The following is a 16,977-nucleotide window of genomic DNA, read 5'->3' as shown; positions in this document are numbered from 1 at the left end:
ATTCATTGATGGCCCTTTAATAAGTTAGACGTGAATTATTTACTTGTATTTAAAGCATGCTGAATTTGGTTATCTACAGAGAATTTACCACCACCTTGCACTAATAAAGCAACAGTAATAGCTAATAGTGATAAACCAAACTCATAACCGTTGTTGCTCATAAATAAGCCATTATTAATATGCACCGTAAAGATAGCAACAATCATGGTAATGGTAAGGCCACTACAGATTGTTCAGTTTTTGTGATTGTATTGATAATGTTCTTCATAGTCATTTTGTTCACCTTAGTTTGTGATTAATTAAGTATGTAGCCATTGTAAGCATTACTTAGCTATTTAATAACCCCTAAAATTTGCGTAATTTGCTCAAATAATTTGAACAGTTGTTTTAGGTGACCAGTAATGACTCAAAACCTTATTAGTATAGAAGCCTTAGTGATTTTAGACGCTATTGAGTATCGTGGTAGTTATGCTGCAGCCGCAGAGCAATTAAACAAAGTGCCGTCAGCGCTATCTTATGTGGTGCAAAAGTTAGAAGAGCAGCTGCAAGTCACCTTATTTCAACGCCAAGGTCGCCGTGCCGTGCTCACCCCTGCTGGCAAACATTTATTGGCCGAAGGCCGAGAAATTCTGTATGCCATTAACGCCCTGTCTGAACAAACCCAAACCATTGCTAATGGTTGGGAGCCACGAATTCGCATTGCCTGCGATGCCATAATTGATATACAGTCGGTGTTGCAACAGATAAACCAGTTTTTAACTGAGCATCAAAACGTAGAGATAGATATTCAAGAACAAGTAATTAGTGGAACTTGGGAGGTGTTAATAGAAGATAAGGTAGATTTAGTTATCGGCGCCCCAGGGCCTGTGCCTAACCAAAAAGGCATAAGGGCCGTTAAATTAACCGAGCTTGCTAATGTTTTAGTTGCTCATAAATCGCACCCGCTGACTAGCATCAACAAAACTATGCAACCAAGCGAGTTAAGCTGCTATAGAAGCATCATAGTGCATGACTCTGCTAAAAATGAAATTCTCTGGTCGGCTAATATTATCGAAGGCAGCCAGCATTTTTTTGTTAGCTCTGTCAGCCAGAAAGTTGCCGCTATTAGCGCCGGTATTGGTATTGGCTATCTACCAAAGTATTTAATTCAAAATCAGCTAAGCTCAGGCGAGCTGGTGATAATAGAACTCACTGAGCCAAGACCAACGGAAGATCTATATCTCGCTTGGAAGCTAACCAATAAAGGCAAGGGTTTAAAACGATTAACCTCGCTATTATTAGATAAAGCAGCTAAGCCTACCTACACTTTGTTTTAGCATAACTATTTCATCTAAGTCATAGCTAAAGCGTATTGTCTTAAATTTTCGCTAAGCGCTAGAGTATCCTGCTCCCTAGTTATTTTGATGAGGATACTATGCCAGTTACAGCGTCAGTTGCTGCATATTTTATGTTAGCGATTTTTGTTGGCTTATTGTTCGCGATCTATCTTTTCTCGCAAAAAAATAAAAATTTATCACGCAGCGTTTTATTAGGCTTAATTCTGGGTAGTGTATTTGGTTTAGTTTTGCAGTTTCTATTTGCCGAGCAGCCGCAGGTTATAAAAGATGTATTAGGTTGGGTTGCCATAGTGGGCCAAGGTTATGTTGGGCTATTAAAAATGCTCATTATGCCTTTAGTGCTGATCTTTATGATTGCTGCGGTAGTTAAGCTTGAAAACCAAGGCTCGTTAGGTAAAATTTCTTTTATTAGCATCTCTATCTTATTATTTACGACTGCCATTGCTGCGCTGGTGGGTATTGCGGTTACCTATGGCTTTGATCTTAGTATCGAAGGCTTAGTAGCAGGTAGCCGTGAGGCGACGCAAATGACAGCTTTGCAAAGCAAAGCAGCGAATATAGCCGATTTAACAGTACCGCAAATGCTGTTAAATTTTATTCCACAAAACCCGTTTGCCGATTTAAGCAACCTGCGCTCTAGCTCAATTATAGCGGTGGTTATTTTTGGCGTATTAGTAGGTATTGCTGCCCGTAAGGTAATGCTAGAGCGAAATGAACTTGCTGTTCCTATTCGCAGCGGTGTTAACGCCTTGCAAGCCATTGTTATGAGTTTAGTTAAGATGGTTATTGCCTTAACGCCCTATGGTGTTGCTGGGCTTATGGCGAGTGTTGTTGCCAACTCAAGTAGTAACGATATTCTTAACTTGTTGGCGTTTATTATTGCTTCTTATATCGCCATTTTAATAATGTTTGTTATACACGGTTTCTTAATCGGTTTAGTTGGCGTTAGCCCTAAGCAATATTTTATAAAGATTTGGCCAGTATTAACCTTCGCTTTTAGCTCACGCAGCTCAGCCGCCTCAATACCAATGAATATTGATGTTCAAGTTAACCAGCTTAACGTGCCACCCGCTATTGCTAATTTATCTGCCTCTTTTGGTGCGACAATTGGCCAAAATGGTTGTGCCGGTATTTACCCTGCCATGCTGGCGATGATGGTAGCACCAAGCGTCGGTATTGATCCTATGACATTCGAATTTATCGCGTCATTAGTGGGTATTGTTGTTATTAGCTCTTTTGGTATTGCTGGAGTCGGCGGTGGTGCAACTTTTGCCGCGTTAGTGGTATTACCTACTATGGGGTTGCCTATAGAAATAGTCGCTTTACTCATTTCTATAGAGCCGTTAATTGATATGGCTCGCACGGCATTGAATGTATCAGGTGCAATGGTATCTGGCGTAGTTACTAGCAAAGTGCTCAAGCTGTCTGAAAAACAATCACTACAGACAATTTCCTAGGCCAAGCGTAATGTATTAACAGTATCTAGCCAATCTTTGGCCCAGGTTGCCTTTGAGCATGCGTGTTCAATCGATTTCAGACCATTCAACGCCATAGTTTTACTTTGCTGATAATTACTTAAGCTGGCGGTTAACGCTTGAGTAAATTCTAGTGTATTAGGTATAACAAGCCGACCGTTAAAACCGTTAATAATAATATTAGATAAGCCACCAACGTCACTACTAATAACCATGCAGCCAGCGGCCATAGCTTCAATCATAGACAAAGATGTGCCTTCTGAGCCTAAGGTAGGAATAATCGCAATATGCTGGTTTTTATGCACGTTAAAGCTTTCGTTTGGCCCATATTGCATCAACGTTACTTTTGCTTCATTAGCAAATAACGCTTCTAAATAAGGTTTTAGCGGGCCATCACCAGCAAAGCTTACTTGCACATTATATTGTGGCAAAAGTTGTTTAATAATGGGGGCGATAAGTTTAATGCCGCGATAATCGACAAAGCGGCGGGCTATAATAATATTTAGTTTTGAATTTTCAGACGACCACTTTTCAGCAAACTCTTTTTCGCCAATCTTTTCATTATAAAAATTATAAATAACCTTTATATGCTGTTTATCGATATTAAACCAAGTGCGATACCAATTAACAAAATTATGGTCTACACAAACTAAGCTGCACTTAGGTTTAATATAAGACAAATATTTATACTGATTTAGCAGCGATGAAAAAAACTGTATTATTGACTGTTTGCTTGCTCTTGGCTTATCCCACGAGATCCCGTGTTGAATGGCAAGGGTTTTAAACCCTTGCATGGTTACCGCATAAGAGTCCGTAGCAAAAATTACAATATCATTCTGTTTATCTGCCTGTTTACGCACCCAATTGGCTAGTGCATACTTTTTAAAGTTACCGCGATACAGGCCAGTATTGACGCCATGAATAGTATAATTTTGTTGCTGTAACGAGAACCCCTGCTTGGCTGGTTGTACGATATGACATTGCCAACCTTGCTGTGTAAAAACATCACAAAGGCTTAAAATGTAATTTTCGATACCACCTATGGTATGCATAATGCCATCGGTAGAGAACATGGCGCGGTAAACAATATAGATATTAGGCATAATGCTGCAGTTAACTCGGTATTTTGTTGCGTTGATGTGCAATGAATAGCACAGCATTCTAGCATATTTACCGACTCTACATTTACAACATAATTACATAAATTGTAATTTTCTGTATTCAGCTAAGCAGCTAAACAAAGTGCCTTTCGTCTCAGCTGTCAGTTTTTTTTACGTCTCATTGCAAATTTCATTGCCGTTCAATATCCATTTTTTTAACGCCCTAGACGCCACTAAGGCTACAGCAGAGACTGTAAAATTGGCTCGATTAATGCATAACTAAAATTAGTCATTTATAAACAATACGTTACGTTAAAAAATATGGAGTTTTACATGAATAAATTGTTATTTTCTGCAGTCTTACTGTTTAGCAGCAGCAGCTTTGCTGGTCTAATTGGTAATATTGAACATAACTATGGCACCACAAGCTATATCCCAAGTTCAATGGGCACAAAATCTTGTGATACCAAAAATGCCAATAGCATAACGATTAAAGACACCTCAAGTGGCTGTCAACGTTTTGCTGACGTGTTTGACTTTTCAGCATTAGATTTTGCTACGATTAGCCATTTTGAGCTTGATTTAACTTTCTCTGGCACTAATAACCGCTATTGTTTTATTTTTTGTTTTAACGAAGATTGGCGCATATTGCCTGCAAGCAATGGCCAACGTGCTACCTTGGCCGAGCAAACAAAACTGACTCGCGCAAGCGGTATCACTCAGCAAACGTTTGTGTTTGATGCGAACACGTTATCATCGTTATTTAACGATATTGTCGATAGCAAAAAATTCAGTCTTTGGTTTTCTGAAGAAGCTTTCGGTGCAAATAACTTCAACTTATACAGCGCTAACTTAAGCGTATACGGCACAGCAGCATCACAGCCAGTGGCTGATGAGCCAGCTAAAGTGCCAGCACCAGCTAGCATTGCCTTATTAGGCTTAGGCTTGTTGATGTTACGTCGCTTTAAAAAGTAAGCTTAATTAGCTAAACGAAAAAGCCCCTGACAGCAATGTACAAGGGCTTTTTTATTGGCTAGGTTTGCTTAACTAGCTTCGGTTTTGTAGTGGTACGCGTAGTACACCACGGGTATTACTAGCAGTGTTAGCAATGTTGATATGAGCAAACCAAAAATAAGCGAAACTGCTAAGCCACCAAATATCGGGTCGTCAAGAATAAAGAAGCCGCCCATCATGGCTGCTACTGCGGTTAACGCAATGGGCACTGAGCGCACTGCTGCGGCTTCTATCGTAGCTTGCTGTAAGTTTTTACCTGCCGCAACCTGTTGCTGAATAAAGTCGACCAGCAAGATAGAGTTTCTAACTATGATACCCGCGAGGGCGATCATGCCGATCATCGACGGTGCAGTGAACTGCTGCCCCAATAACGCATGGCCGGGCATAATACCAATAATGGTTAAAGGAATGGGTGCCATGATAATTAGCGGTATTGAATACGATTTAAACTGCGCGACTACTAGCAGGTAAATCATAATTAGCCCGATAGAATAAGCGATGCCCATATCGCGGAAGGTTTCATAAGTAACCTGCCACTCGCCATCCCATTTTATGCTCCACTGATAAGGGCTTTCTGGCTGACTGGTAAAGTATTGCTCAATTATTTTGTCTTCTGCGGATACTGGTGTACGTTCAAGCATTGCCGACATGGCGGCTAAACCATATAGCGGACTGTCGGTGTCACCCGCGGCATCGCCAGTAACATACACAACCGGTAATAAGTTTTTACGGTGAATAGTTTGCTCGCGCTGCTGCTTAACCAGTTGGGTTAATTCAGATAACGCTATTAATTCACCCGACATAGAGCGTACACGTAAATTTTGTATTGTTAGCAAATCACTTTTCGCGCCACTAGGCAAAGTTAAGCGGATAGGAATAGCCACTGCCGTATAATCATCGTGTAAAAACGACGCATCTTCACCAGCAACCGCGGCATTAATATCGGCAACAATAGTCGCTTGATTAACACCTAGCTTTGCTGCTTTGGCGCGGTCGACCACTAATATCCACTTTTGCTGCGATGCTTCTACCGTATCGTCAACATCAACCACGTTTTCTGTGGCCATAAATACGGCTTTTACATTAGCCGCAACCTCTAGTTGGCGCTGATAATCTAAGCCATATATTTCTGCGACTAATGGCGCCAGCACAGGAGGGCCCGGCGGTAATTCAACAATTTTCACATTAGCATTATATTGCTGGGCAGTTTGTGCGATAAGCTGCCGTGCCTCTAAAGCAATAGCGTGGCTTTTACGAGTACGCTTATCTTTATGGCTAAGATTTACCTGAATTTCACCCATAAATGGCTGATTACGCAAATAATATTGCCGTACCAAGCCATTAAAGCTAATAGGCGCCGCGGTGCCTGCATACAGCTGATAGTTATCCAGTTCAGGCAAGGCTTGTAAATCGTTAGCTAATGCCTGCAAGGTGGCATAAGTTTGTTCTAGGCTAGTGCCTTCTGGCATATCGACTACTAGCTCAAATTCACTTTTATTATCAAACGGCAGCATTTTCATCACCACATGCTGACTAGCTACTAACGCCATAGAAACAGCGATTAATAACACAATACCAGCCAACAGCATTACCCGCTTACCGCGGCCACTTCGTGCATTAAGAAAGGGCGTAAGTAATTGTGCAAAGAAATTATGTAATCGGCTAGCTTGTTGCTCTGGTGCGTGTGCCGTTATAGCGTCTTTGTTAAATAACTTTAAAAATAACCAAGGTGTAAGAATAAAGGCCACTGCTAGGCTTATTAGCATGCCTATAGACGCATTAATTGGAATAGGCCGCATATACGGGCCCATTAAACCGGTAACAAAAGCCATTGGTAACAATGCAGCAATAACGGTAAAGGTAGCCAAAATAGTTGGCCCGCCCACTTCATCTACTGCTAGTGGAATAGACTGTTTTAACGACATACCGCCAAGCGTCATATGGCGATGAATATTTTCTACTACCACGATGGCGTCATCGACCAAAATACCAATGGAGAAGATCAGTGCAAACAGTGACACACGATTTAGCGTAAAGCCCCACGCCCAAGAAGCGAATAAGGTAATAGCCAGCGTAACAATTACCGCCACACCCACTACAACCGCTTCACGCCGGCCCAGTACAAAAAATATTAAGACAATGACCGATAAGGTAGCAAAAATCAGTTTTTTAATTAGCGCTTGGGCTTTTTCTTCTGCAGTAACGCCGTAGTTGCGGGTAAAAGTAACCTCAACACTATCTGGTAAATAAATGCCCTGCATTTGCTCAAAGCGTGTCAGTACACCATTAGCAACTTCGACTGCATTTTCACCCGGCTTTTTTGCTACCGTTATGGTAACAGCGGAATAATTACCTGCGGCATCAATATTACTGGCAGCGCCAACACCAAAGGCCACATAGCTACTAGGTGTGTCTGCACCCAAGGATACGCTAGCGACATCACGCAAAAATATTGGCGCGTTATTAAATACCCCCACTACTAACTGACCAATATCCTCTATTGACGTTAAAAACGTGCCTACTTGTAGCTGAATGTCGGTGTTTTGACTAACAAGATTACCGGCAGCGGCAGACGTATTCGCCGCGAATAACGCGTTGCGTATGTCGGTAAGTGATAACTGATACGATGCCAAACGCGCAGGCTCAAAATGCACTAGGGCAACAGCAGGCGCGCCACCAATAGTTTTAATTTCTCGGGTGCCAGGCACTCGCTGCAACTCCGCTTCCATACCATGGGCAATATTAAGTAATTCGGCACTGCCGATCTCAGGGTTATGGCTCCACAAGGTGGCAGTAACAATGGGCACATCATCAATACCCTTCGGCTGAATTAACGGTTGCGATACGCCAAGGTTATAGGGCAAAGCATTTTTATTAGAGTAAAACGCATTATACAAACGCACAATGGCATCGGTGCGTGGCTCACCCACTTCAAAACGTACGGTAAGCACCACCATGCCGGGTGACGACATAGAATAAACATGTTGCACACCGGCAATTTCAGACACTATTTTTTCTGCCGGCACGGTTACCAGAGACTCAACCTCTTTGGTGCTAGCGCCGGGAAAGGCAATAATAACGTTGGCAAAAGTGACGTTAATTTGTGGCTCTTCTTCGCGCGGTGTTATTGCTAAGGCAAATAGTCCTAGTAATAAGCCCACTAAGGCTAACAGTGGGGTAATTTCAGACAGCAAAAAAACGTTAGCTATGCGCCCAGCAATACCAAGGGGTTTAGTCGACATAATTTCCCCTATTTATCTTGCGCAGCAAAACGTTGCGTTTTATATACGCTGGCCGCGGCAACGGTGTCTAAAGCAACTTGCTCGCCATGCTGTAAGCCCGACAAAATAACAACCTTGTCGTCTGCTAAGATTTTACCTGTTCGTACATAGCGAAACTCAAGCTGTTGCGCACCGTTAAACACGTACACTGCACTAATTTCAGCCCGCTTTGCGATAGCGCTATTCGGTAATAGAATTTGCTCGCTGTTGCCAATGGCAAATGCCACCTTGACTAGAGTGCCCGGAAATAATGGTTGTTCATGCTCAGCTTCAGGTTGTTCATGCTCAGCTTCAGGTAGTTCAAGCAAGGTGCGAAAACTGTGAGTTGCGGCATTTGCTGATGGCGGGATCCGCAAGCTTTTCGCAGTAATAGAGGCGCCGTTATTCAGAATAATACGCGCTTTATTATGCTGACGTAGCGCGACTATGTAGTGCTCGGGAATATCTACTTCCACCCGTAAATCTTTAAGCGACACCCCTTCAAGCAATGGTGTGCCCGGTGCCACCGTAGCGCCAACATCAACTAGACGCTGCACTAAAATGCCGCTATAAGGCGCGCGAATTTGCGTATAAACCAAGCCTTGCTCGGCATTGTTAATCGCTGCCTTACCCGACTCAACTCTGGCCGCCGCAGTTTTTTGCGCGGCTTTAGCCTGATCAAACTCGGCTTTTGATACCACTCCGCGCTCAAACACATCTTTAATACGCTTTAGCTGCTGATCAGCTTCCATAAAGCGCGCTTGCGCTTCAGCAAGTTGGGCTTTGGCATTACTTAAAGCAGCCTGCTGTTCAGTATCGGTAATACCGGCAATAACTTCGCCTTCAAGCACAACGTCACCAACATCAAACGGCAATGCCAGCACTCGACCGCTGGTTTGGGCTGATACTACGGCACGATTAACCGCCTCAATAATGCCGTCCAATTCAATTTCGTCATTAATTTGTGCGTGCTCCGCATTTACTCGCTGCAAATTCTCAATACCCGCAGCTGCTGTCTTTTGTCGTGGTGCCGGTGCCTCACCGCAACCACTAAGCACTAGTGGCAGGGTGATAATTGCTGCAATAATCAGTTTATTCATGATTAGCCTTGTCTTATTTCTCTACCGTTTTAAGCGGGAATGCACAACCTGATTTAACACCTAACTTACGCAACATAATGACTAACGGACAAAAACCAGTAAACGACGCCTGTAATAAATTTGCTCCAACAAAAGCGGTAAACCATAGCCAATTGGCCGAATGAAAGTGCGCTAATAATACGCTTAGCAGGATAAAAGTACCGGCAAAGCGAAATACTAATGTTTCAATATTAGTTGTTGCTGTTGATTGCGACATAATTAACCTCGGTTAAGTTAGCTGAATATTAGTAAAAGGCAATATACAAGCATTATATTAGCAGATTCTAAATTAAAGTATAGCAGGATATAACAGCGCTATTAGCACTAACAAATAAGCTAAGGGTTTAAATAAGACAAGGTAGGCAGAGCAAAACTAGCCTAATAACATCCACAGCGCGACGGCAAACATTAAACTAGCAGCAATACGGTTTAACCACTGTACTTTGTTTTGTTGCTGGAAAAATGCGCCCAACGCTTTACCACCACTGGCGTAAGCCAGCATGGATAAAAACTCAAGCAGTAGAATAATGGCCACCAGTACCAATAATTGCGGCCAAAAGGTAAGCTGGCTATCAATAAACGGCGGTAACAATGCCATATGAAAAGCCCACCCTTTTGGGTTAGATACAGCAGTAATAAAACCTTGATTAAATAACGTACGCCGCGGCATTAATTGCGCCGTCTGATCAGCCTTAGGCAAAGCAAGCTTGCCTTTTGCTCGCCACATTTGTACGCCAATGTAGCTAAGATAAGCCGCACCCACTACTTTAAAACCCTGAAACACTTCTGGAAATTGCAGCATCATGGCAGCAACACCACACACGGCCAAAATTGCCACCAATGCCACACCCAGCATTTCGCCCCACATCATCCAGAATGTGCGCCGCACGCCTTGGCTCATGCCTAACGTCATGGCTAATGTCATACACATGCCAGGGGTGATTGAAACAAACAAAAAGGTAGGAATGAAAGCCCCTAACAACGCCAAATTAACCATAGGTTTCTCATAAAAGAAAAGGCGGGATAACCCGCCTCAATTTATCTCACTATTTGCATTTCATCTAGCAGATTTTGGGCGCCATCAACATATTGCATTAGCCACAATACATAGCGAATATCGACATGAATGGCACGGGTAATTTCTGGGTTGAAATACCAGTCTTTAGTGATCGACTCATACGTCGAATCAAAGTTTAAGCCTACTAGTTCACCTTTGCCGTTCATTACCGCTGAACCTGAGTTACCGCCGGTAGTATCGGCACTGGTTAAAAAGTTAACGGGCACCGAGTTAAAAGCTTTTATCTCAGGCTGTGGGCAACTAAATATACGGCACAGCCAAGGCTGAGATTGCTTAGCAGCTAAGTCAGCATAAAAATACCCTTCGGTGTTACCTGCTTGATAAGCTGTAACCAGGTTTTCTGGCACGATAAATGGTGCTTCCATTTTGCGTTTAGCAATTAGCCCCTGTACCGAGGTAAACGGTGTTTTATATACGCCATCTTGTGCTGGGTAACCATCTACCGAGCCATAAGAAATGCGCAAGGTGCTGTTAGCATCAGGATAGACTGGCTTACCTTGAGTTTTATTGTAAGCAATAAGCGCTTGCATATACGCTGGACGAACTGCCGATAGCTGACCATTTAATTCTTTTTCTTGCTGTTGCAAAGCTTTATTTTTGTCATAAATAGCCACTGCAATACGAATAAAAGGGTCATCGCTTTGCACAAAGTCAGCTGGCGCTTTACCTAGCCAGCTGGTGCGGCCTGCGATACTACCTAATTTACTTTGGCTATATAAAGTTATTAACTTGGCACTGACTTCTGCTTGGCTCATACCTGCATTTAGGCCTAATACCGTATCTAGCTCGGTTACACGCACGCTATCAGGCTGCGCTAAATACTCAGCTAATTGCTCTGACCAAATGGCTAAATCCATCGTCGGGTGAAAGCTTTTTTCCATCCGCGCTAAACGCCCTTCAATCATGCTTAAATCGCGCTGCTGAAAGCCCATTTCACGTTCGGCATCAGGTTTTTGGCTTTCTTGGGCCAGACGATATAACAGTATGGCAGTTTGCAGTAGATCGCTGCGCTTAGCGGTTTCAAAATAATAGGTTTGTTGAGTAAAAGCTTGGTCAGCATCAATAACCTGCTGTAACGCAGTAATGCTTTGCTGATATTGACTACGGGCTTTATCGGCATTAATCCACCCCGTTAACGCCTGCTCTTGCTGCTGTTTAATGGCATGAATATCGGTAACTTTAAAACCATCAAGTAAACCACGCAGTTTCTTCATGCGGTTGTTTAAGCTTTTAACCGTGGACGCATATTTCACTTGAATATCGGCATCTGACGCACTTAAACGGTCAATGGTATCAATAATTTGCTGATAGGTTTTCACCTGCGCTGGGTATTGCCAGTTTGCAGCAAAGGCTATTTCGTCGGCTAAGCGATAGCGACTGGTGCTACCCGGGTAACCCGCTAATAAAATACCATCGCCTTGGCGCACGCCACTGGCACTTACTTTTAAGAAATGCTTACTTTGATAGGGTACGTTATCAACCGAATAAGGCGCTGGTTTACCGTCTTTACCAACATAGGCGCGAATAAAGGTGTAATCACCGCTATGGCGCGGATATTCAAAGTTATCGATATCACCACCAAAGCCACCGACCGCATCAGACGGTGCATACACTAAGCGCACATCTTGTAACATTAACTGTTTAATTTGAAAATATTCTAAACCATGATGAAAGCTTACTACCGAGCAGCGATAGTTAGGATCGGCTTCACAGCTTTTTATCAGTGCTTTACGGTTTGCTTCAATGGCGTTATAACGCGCCTCCCCCGACAAACCTGCCGCCAAGCTACCCGAAACCTGTGCGGTAACATCAGTTACCGCTTCAGTAATATATAAACGCTCTTGTGGGCCAGCTGATAACTCTTCAGCCATTGTTTTGGCTAAAAAGCCTTTTTCAATTAGGTTGTTTTCTTTACTCGAGTTATTTTGAATAGCGTTGTAAGCGCAGTGATGGTTAGTTACCACTAAGCCGTTAGGTGAGACAAAAGAAGCCGAGCAATAGCCCATACTAACAATAGCGCTCATTGGATATTGGCTTAAATCTGCCAGCTGCTTACCCGGAATGGCAATGCCCTTAGCGGTTAACTCTGCTTGTAACTCAGCTAATTGATGTGGCTGCCACTGCCCTTCATCAGCAGAAACGCATAAGCTTGCGCCTAAGGCGACAGCGCTTAATAAATAAATTGCTTTCATAATGCTCTCAAGATTTTAGTTGTATTTGTAATGCTGGCTAAATTATCCACGTTAAAGGTTAGGGTGCAACCCAGATCGGCTCAGCAGGGAAAATTTAGGCTTAAATAATTATTTGCTTAGGCATTAGGTATAAACTTAATCGACTTTTAGCCCAATAAGGTAATGTTATGAAAATTCGTACCCTAATTTACAGTGTTATATTTGTTGGCGTTAACTGGTGTAGCCAAGCCAGCGCTGTCGAACCTAATACTAGCCACCACCTAACCTTAGCCGAAGCTAATAAACTTATAGCACTGCCACTACACTGTGTAGAAACGCCCTACCCGTATAAAACAGGGCAGGTATTATCTAGTGCGGCCGACTTAAAAGAACCGTCAGTGCTACACCCGATATTTTATGGCTGTTTTGACTGGCACAGCGCAGCTCATGGTTACTGGTCTATGGTTAGCTTACTGCGGCAATTTCCAGAATTAGCAGAAGCAGAACAAGTAAAAGCCGTGCTAAAACGCAATTTAACTGTTGAAAAAGTAGCGCAAGAAGTTGAGTTTTTCGGTAAAGATATTAATGCCTCGTTCGAGCGCACTTATGGTTGGGCGTGGTTATTAAAGCTATCGGCGGAACTGCGGACATGGCAAGACCCTCTGGCCGTTGAATTAGCGGAAAACTTACAACCGCTGGCCGATCTTATTGTCACTCGCTACCAAGCTTTTTTGCCGCGGCTTTTATACCCAGTTCGCGTAGGTGAGCACCCAAATACCGCTTTTGGTTTAAGTTTCGCTTACGACTATGCTGTTATTAATAAACACATCCAACTACAACAACTTATCGCCGAGCGCGCTAAACACTACTTTATGCAGGATAAAAACTGCCCAATAAGTTGGGAGCCAAGTGGCTACGATTTTATCTCACCTTGTTTAGAGGAAATGGGCTTAATGCAGCGCGTACTGCCAGCAGCGCAGTTTTTAACTTGGCTAAATAATTTTATGCCGCAGCTGGCTGACAAAGATTATCAACTGGCAGTAGGTGAAGTAAGTGACAGAACCGATGGCAAGTTAGTACATCTAGATGGGTTGAATTTTAGCCGTGCTTGGAATTTATACGCCTTAGCAAAACAATACCCACAATATGCGCATTTACGGAAACTAGCCGATAAACATGTCGCGTACTCTTATCCAAACCTAATTGGCGACAGCTACGAAGGTGGCCATTGGCTAGGCAGTTTTGCCATTCATGCCCTAAATAGCGCTAAATAATAGCGCTATTTAGGTGGTTACACCGCCATTTTGACAGTGCTAGACAATAATTGTGCTGATTAAATAACCGGTGTAACCAACAAATATCGTTAATAAAATTGCGCCCTCAAGCCGGTTTATTCGGCCCTGCTTCTTATAACCGTAACCCATCACAAATACGGCTGCGGTTAGCACGGCCATTAAAGTCCAGTCACGGGTTAATACTACGGCATCTACTGCCATCGGATTAATTGCTGCAGCTATGCCCACCACGGCTAGGGTATTAAATAAGTTAGAGCCAATAATATTGCCCAGCGCAATATCGTGCTCGCCCTTTTTAATCGCAATAAGTGACGACGCTAATTCAGGTAACGACGTACCTACTGCGACCACGGTTAAACCAATAATTAAATCACTAACGCCTAGGCTTTGCGCAATAAATACGGCGCCGTAAACCAACAAGCGTGACGCAGCAATTAACAGTACCAAGCCAACAACTAACCACATAATGGCTTGTTTTAACGTCATACTGCTGCTCTGCGCAAGCTCACCTTGCATATCGATAGCCATGGTATCTTGAGGGTTTCGCATACCCTGCCATATCGACCAGCTAACTAACGCAAAAAACACCGCTAATAAACACCAAGCATCAAGACGACTAAGCTGATGGTCGAACAGTTGCCAACCGGCAAATAATGTTACCAGCATCAGTATCGGCAATTCTTTGCGCAATACCTGTGAGTTCACCGCAATAGGACTCAGCAGTGCAACTAAGCCCAAAATAAGCGCAATATTAGTAATGTTAGAACCATACGCGTTACCTAGCGCTAAGGCTGGGTTCCCGTCAGCGGAGGCCATAGCCGATACCACCATTTCGGGTGCCGAGGTGCCAAAGCCAACAATTAACATACCAATTAATAATGGCGGCATACCGGCATAACGCGCGGTTGCAGCAGCGCCACCAACAAACCGATCAGCACTCCACACTAACAAAACTAGCCCTGCAATTAACGCCACCACTGCCAGTAACATCACTCATTTCCTTAACATTAATGTATTACGCACAGCATAACATGCCGCCTAGATCGCCGCACAGATGGCCTATATGTTTTTTTGAAACTCGAGTTTAAACCAGTTAAGCTTTGCCATAGTTTACTTTGGAGCAAATCATGACCACCTTAATTATTATTTTAGCATTACTCTTTGCCGCGTTATTTATTGTGGTTACTTTGACAGAAAAATACGGCAGCCGCGACGAAGAAAAAAATGCCAAGCTAAGCCGTTATATTATTCCGTTAATGGTTATTTTGGTGGGTGCTCAGATCATTAAATACGTGTTTTTTCGGGATGGCTTTTAACACCAACTTAATGGATTAAGCCGATAAAATTGGCTTAATAGCTGATATAGCTGTGGGTGAAGCGCAGATAGTTGCTGCGGTTGTTCAAAAAACACTTCGCTTATTACCGCAAAAAACTCCGCGGGGTTAGTTGCACCATAGTGATCAAATAAGCTTTGCTGCCCTGTTTGGGCTTGTTGCTGTAACTGGCTAAACTCTGTTGCCATGACACCTGACCATTGCTGATAATCGCCGCTACGCTGCAATAGCGGTGCGCCATTGGCGACACCTTTTTCTTGATCTAACTGATGCGCAAACTCATGAATAACCACATTACGACCATCGGTAGGGTTAGCCGCGCCATCTAATGTTGCAGCCCAACTTAAAATTACTTTACCTAAGCCCCAGGATTCGCCCGATAATACCCGACGCTGCTCATGCATTACGCCGGCATGATCCGCTTGCTTAGCGTTAACGATAAACGCCGCAGGATAAATTAAAATTTGCCGTAACTTGGGATAGTAATAATCAGGGCGATTAAGCAATAGCAAGCAAGCCTGTGCGGCAATAACCACTTTCATGTCGTCAGTAACTGTTAAGCCTTCACAACCAATAAACTGTTTTTCTGCCACAAACACCTGAATATGCTTTTTTAACTGCAACTGTAAATCTGCCGGTAATGCCCGAAAATAGGGGAAGTGACGTTTTAATATCTCGCGCCACGGCGCAGGAAAAGGTTTTGCCATTAGCTGGCTACGCTGATAATGGCGCCAGCTTGGTATCAATAATATTGACGCGACTATTGCTGCACCTAACAACAGGGTAATAAATACAGCCACAGAACACCTCAAATTAATACTGCAATATGCTGTAAGCTTAATGCGGGGTAGTTTACGGCTTTTCAAGTTGTGTATAATGAAGCGCGCGCAGATTGACCTAACACTCGAACTTTAGCCTAATTTTTGGCTCTAATTCGCGCATTTATTACAAATTAGGACTAACGATGTTTCAACTGTTTAAAACGCTATTTGATAAAGTTAACGACAACCTAACGACCAGTAGCGGCAACCTAACTTATGGTTTAACTGATGCGCAATTAGCCTGTGTTTCATTAATGTTGATGGTTGCCTACGCCGACTTTAATAGCGACGAAACCGAACTTGCCTTAGCGCAGCATTATGTTAAGCAAGAATTTGCTCTGTCAGATACCGATGCTAACGCCGCAGTTACTTTAGCCAAGCAACAAGCTAAAGACGCAATTTCACTGCATCAGTTTACTAGCCAATTAAAACAATTAAGTTATGACTCGCGCTTAGCTTTGTTAGATAACCTATGGCAGCAGGCTTACGCTGATAAGGTTCTAGACCCAAATGAAGAAGCGATGTTACGTAAAATTGCCGATTTATTGTTTATTCGCCATAGCGATTACATTCAAGCCAAACTGGCTGTTTGTGACAACAGCCAGTAGCCTAATTTAATCTTCACGCTTGTTAATCACTTCGCCTTCAATCACAGTATGGCCCTGCTGCGCTGACGCTTGCTCAGCTGCGGCCTGTTGCTGTTTTTGCCAAGCATTAATCTTGGCCCGCTGACGAAACAGAAAAATAGGAATTAAAATCCAGCTTAATAACAGCATAAAGATTAAAATAGCTGCGCCAGCGAGTAACATAACACCTAAAATAAACCAAGCTAGCAACCGCTGCAGCGGCCCTGCACTTTGGCGACGGGCAAACATTTGCTGCCATTGGCCGCTTTGTTGTTTAAACGAAGAAAACATATTTACCTCAATTCACCAAGCTCTACCGCGTTAGTT

16 protein-coding genes are annotated in these 16,977 nt (G+C 43.1%); 6 read left to right on the top strand and 10 right to left on the bottom strand.

Going from position 1 to position 16,977, the window contains the following annotated elements; genetic code table 11:
- Positions 1-35 precede the first annotated feature (35 nt).
- On the bottom strand, positions 36-206 hold the full coding sequence (locus E0Z06_RS01830; RefSeq protein ID WP_207903122.1) for a DoxX family protein: 171 nt from the start codon (positions 204-206) through the stop codon (positions 36-38).
- A gap of 195 nt (positions 207-401) precedes the next feature.
- Here E0Z06_RS01830 and E0Z06_RS01825 point away from each other — a divergent pair, with 195 nt between their 5' ends.
- Together E0Z06_RS01825 and E0Z06_RS01820 are read left to right on the top strand one after the other, a co-directional pair.
- Positions 402-1,316, top strand: coding sequence for a LysR substrate-binding domain-containing protein (locus tag E0Z06_RS01825; RefSeq protein WP_132581371.1), 915 nt, complete (start codon positions 402-404; stop codon positions 1,314-1,316).
- Between the two features lie 98 nt (positions 1,317-1,414).
- Positions 1,415-2,794, top strand: a complete 1,380-nt coding sequence (locus E0Z06_RS01820) for a cation:dicarboxylase symporter family transporter (protein WP_132581369.1) — start codon at positions 1,415-1,417, stop codon at positions 2,792-2,794.
- On the opposite strand, the gene E0Z06_RS01815 is transcribed toward E0Z06_RS01820, so the two are convergent.
- The gene (locus E0Z06_RS01815; protein ID WP_132581367.1) at positions 2,791-3,915 is read right to left on the bottom strand and encodes a glycosyltransferase family 4 protein; all 1,125 of its coding nucleotides are present in this window, start codon (positions 3,913-3,915) and stop codon (positions 2,791-2,793) included. The two genes, E0Z06_RS01820 and E0Z06_RS01815, sit on opposite strands and share 4 nt — an antisense overlap.
- Positions 3,916-4,245: 330 nt before the next feature.
- Between E0Z06_RS01815 and E0Z06_RS01810 the strand changes: the two genes are divergently transcribed.
- The gene (locus E0Z06_RS01810; RefSeq protein WP_132581365.1) at positions 4,246-4,887 is read left to right on the top strand and encodes a PEP-CTERM sorting domain-containing protein; all 642 of its coding nucleotides are present in this window, start codon (positions 4,246-4,248) and stop codon (positions 4,885-4,887) included.
- Between the two features lie 68 nt (positions 4,888-4,955).
- Here the strand turns inward: E0Z06_RS01810 and E0Z06_RS01805 are convergent, their stop codons facing one another.
- The 5 genes from E0Z06_RS01805 to E0Z06_RS01785 all read right to left on the bottom strand — a co-directional run bounded on the left by E0Z06_RS01805 (position 4,956) and on the right by E0Z06_RS01785 (position 12,595).
- On the bottom strand, positions 4,956-8,168 hold the full coding sequence (locus E0Z06_RS01805; protein WP_132581363.1) for an efflux RND transporter permease subunit: 3,213 nt from the start codon (positions 8,166-8,168) through the stop codon (positions 4,956-4,958).
- A gap of 8 nt (positions 8,169-8,176) precedes the next feature.
- The gene (locus E0Z06_RS01800) at positions 8,177-9,286 is read right to left on the bottom strand and encodes an efflux RND transporter periplasmic adaptor subunit (RefSeq protein WP_132581361.1); all 1,110 of its coding nucleotides are present in this window, start codon (positions 9,284-9,286) and stop codon (positions 8,177-8,179) included.
- Between the two features lie 13 nt (positions 9,287-9,299).
- Positions 9,300-9,542: a DUF2892 domain-containing protein gene (locus E0Z06_RS01795; protein ID WP_132581359.1), complete on the bottom strand. Its 243-nt coding sequence runs from the start codon at positions 9,540-9,542 to the stop codon at positions 9,300-9,302.
- A gap of 156 nt (positions 9,543-9,698) precedes the next feature.
- Complete coding sequence (locus E0Z06_RS01790) at positions 9,699-10,322, bottom strand: LysE family translocator (RefSeq protein WP_132581357.1); 624 nt, start codon at positions 10,320-10,322, stop codon at positions 9,699-9,701.
- Between the two features lie 41 nt (positions 10,323-10,363).
- Entirely contained in the window at positions 10,364-12,595 is a 2,232-nt protein-coding gene (locus tag E0Z06_RS01785; protein WP_132581355.1) for a S46 family peptidase, read from the bottom strand.
- Positions 12,596-12,762: 167 nt separating this feature from the next.
- Here E0Z06_RS01785 and E0Z06_RS01780 point away from each other — a divergent pair, with 167 nt between their 5' ends.
- Complete coding sequence (locus E0Z06_RS01780) at positions 12,763-13,848, top strand: DUF2891 domain-containing protein (RefSeq protein WP_132581353.1); 1,086 nt, start codon at positions 12,763-12,765, stop codon at positions 13,846-13,848.
- Positions 13,849-13,887: 39 nt separating this feature from the next.
- On the opposite strand, the gene E0Z06_RS01775 is transcribed toward E0Z06_RS01780, so the two are convergent.
- Positions 13,888-14,859, bottom strand: coding sequence for a calcium/sodium antiporter (locus tag E0Z06_RS01775; RefSeq protein ID WP_132581351.1), 972 nt, complete (start codon positions 14,857-14,859; stop codon positions 13,888-13,890).
- Positions 14,860-14,996: 137 nt separating this feature from the next.
- Between E0Z06_RS01775 and E0Z06_RS01770 the strand changes: the two genes are divergently transcribed.
- Positions 14,997-15,185, top strand: a complete 189-nt coding sequence (locus E0Z06_RS01770) for a hypothetical protein (protein WP_132581349.1) — start codon at positions 14,997-14,999, stop codon at positions 15,183-15,185.
- Here the strand turns inward: E0Z06_RS01770 and E0Z06_RS01765 are convergent.
- Positions 15,182-16,003, bottom strand: a complete 822-nt coding sequence (locus tag E0Z06_RS01765) for a M90 family metallopeptidase (RefSeq protein ID WP_132581347.1) — start codon at positions 16,001-16,003, stop codon at positions 15,182-15,184. The genes E0Z06_RS01770 and E0Z06_RS01765 overlap by 4 nt on opposite strands.
- 164 nt (positions 16,004-16,167) lie before the next feature.
- On the opposite strand from E0Z06_RS01765, the gene E0Z06_RS01760 reads away from it, so the two are divergent.
- Positions 16,168-16,632, top strand: a complete 465-nt coding sequence (locus E0Z06_RS01760) for a TerB family tellurite resistance protein (protein WP_132581345.1) — start codon at positions 16,168-16,170, stop codon at positions 16,630-16,632.
- Positions 16,633-16,638: 6 nt separating this feature from the next.
- Here the strand turns inward: E0Z06_RS01760 and E0Z06_RS01755 are convergent, their stop codons facing one another.
- A complete protein-coding gene (locus E0Z06_RS01755; protein WP_132581343.1) occupies positions 16,639-16,941 on the bottom strand; it encodes a hypothetical protein in 303 nt (100 codons plus the stop codon).
- Between the last annotated feature and the right edge of the window lie 36 nt (positions 16,942-16,977).

This window comes from Rheinheimera sp. D18 (assembly GCF_004345025.1).
GTDB classification, from domain to species: Bacteria; Pseudomonadota; Gammaproteobacteria; order Enterobacterales; family Alteromonadaceae; genus Alishewanella; species Alishewanella metallidurans.
Note: the sequence above shows the minus strand (reverse complement) of the source record. Positions and strands in the feature narration are given on the sequence as shown.

Coding starts and splice junctions, on each gene's coding strand:
- E0Z06_RS01830 (WP_207903122.1), bottom strand. CDS start 206: ATGATTGTTGCTATCTTTACGGTGCATATTAATAATGGCTTATTTATG.
- E0Z06_RS01825 (WP_132581371.1), top strand. CDS start 402: ATGACTCAAAACCTTATTAGTATAGAAGCCTTAGTGATTTTAGACGCT.
- E0Z06_RS01820 (WP_132581369.1), top strand. CDS start 1,415: ATGCCAGTTACAGCGTCAGTTGCTGCATATTTTATGTTAGCGATTTTT.
- E0Z06_RS01815 (WP_132581367.1), bottom strand. CDS start 3,915: ATGCCTAATATCTATATTGTTTACCGCGCCATGTTCTCTACCGATGGC.
- E0Z06_RS01810 (WP_132581365.1), top strand. CDS start 4,246: ATGAATAAATTGTTATTTTCTGCAGTCTTACTGTTTAGCAGCAGCAGC.
- E0Z06_RS01805 (WP_132581363.1), bottom strand. CDS start 8,168: ATGTCGACTAAACCCCTTGGTATTGCTGGGCGCATAGCTAACGTTTTT.
- E0Z06_RS01800 (WP_132581361.1), bottom strand. CDS start 9,286: ATGAATAAACTGATTATTGCAGCAATTATCACCCTGCCACTAGTGCTT.
- E0Z06_RS01795 (WP_132581359.1), bottom strand. CDS start 9,542: ATGTCGCAATCAACAGCAACAACTAATATTGAAACATTAGTATTTCGC.
- E0Z06_RS01790 (WP_132581357.1), bottom strand. CDS start 10,322: ATGGTTAATTTGGCGTTGTTAGGGGCTTTCATTCCTACCTTTTTGTTT.
- E0Z06_RS01785 (WP_132581355.1), bottom strand. CDS start 12,595: ATGAAAGCAATTTATTTATTAAGCGCTGTCGCCTTAGGCGCAAGCTTA.
- E0Z06_RS01780 (WP_132581353.1), top strand. CDS start 12,763: ATGAAAATTCGTACCCTAATTTACAGTGTTATATTTGTTGGCGTTAAC.
- E0Z06_RS01775 (WP_132581351.1), bottom strand. CDS start 14,859: ATGTTACTGGCAGTGGTGGCGTTAATTGCAGGGCTAGTTTTGTTAGTG.
- E0Z06_RS01770 (WP_132581349.1), top strand. CDS start 14,997: ATGACCACCTTAATTATTATTTTAGCATTACTCTTTGCCGCGTTATTT.
- E0Z06_RS01760 (WP_132581345.1), top strand. CDS start 16,168: ATGTTTCAACTGTTTAAAACGCTATTTGATAAAGTTAACGACAACCTA.
- E0Z06_RS01755 (WP_132581343.1), bottom strand. CDS start 16,941: ATGTTTTCTTCGTTTAAACAACAAAGCGGCCAATGGCAGCAAATGTTT.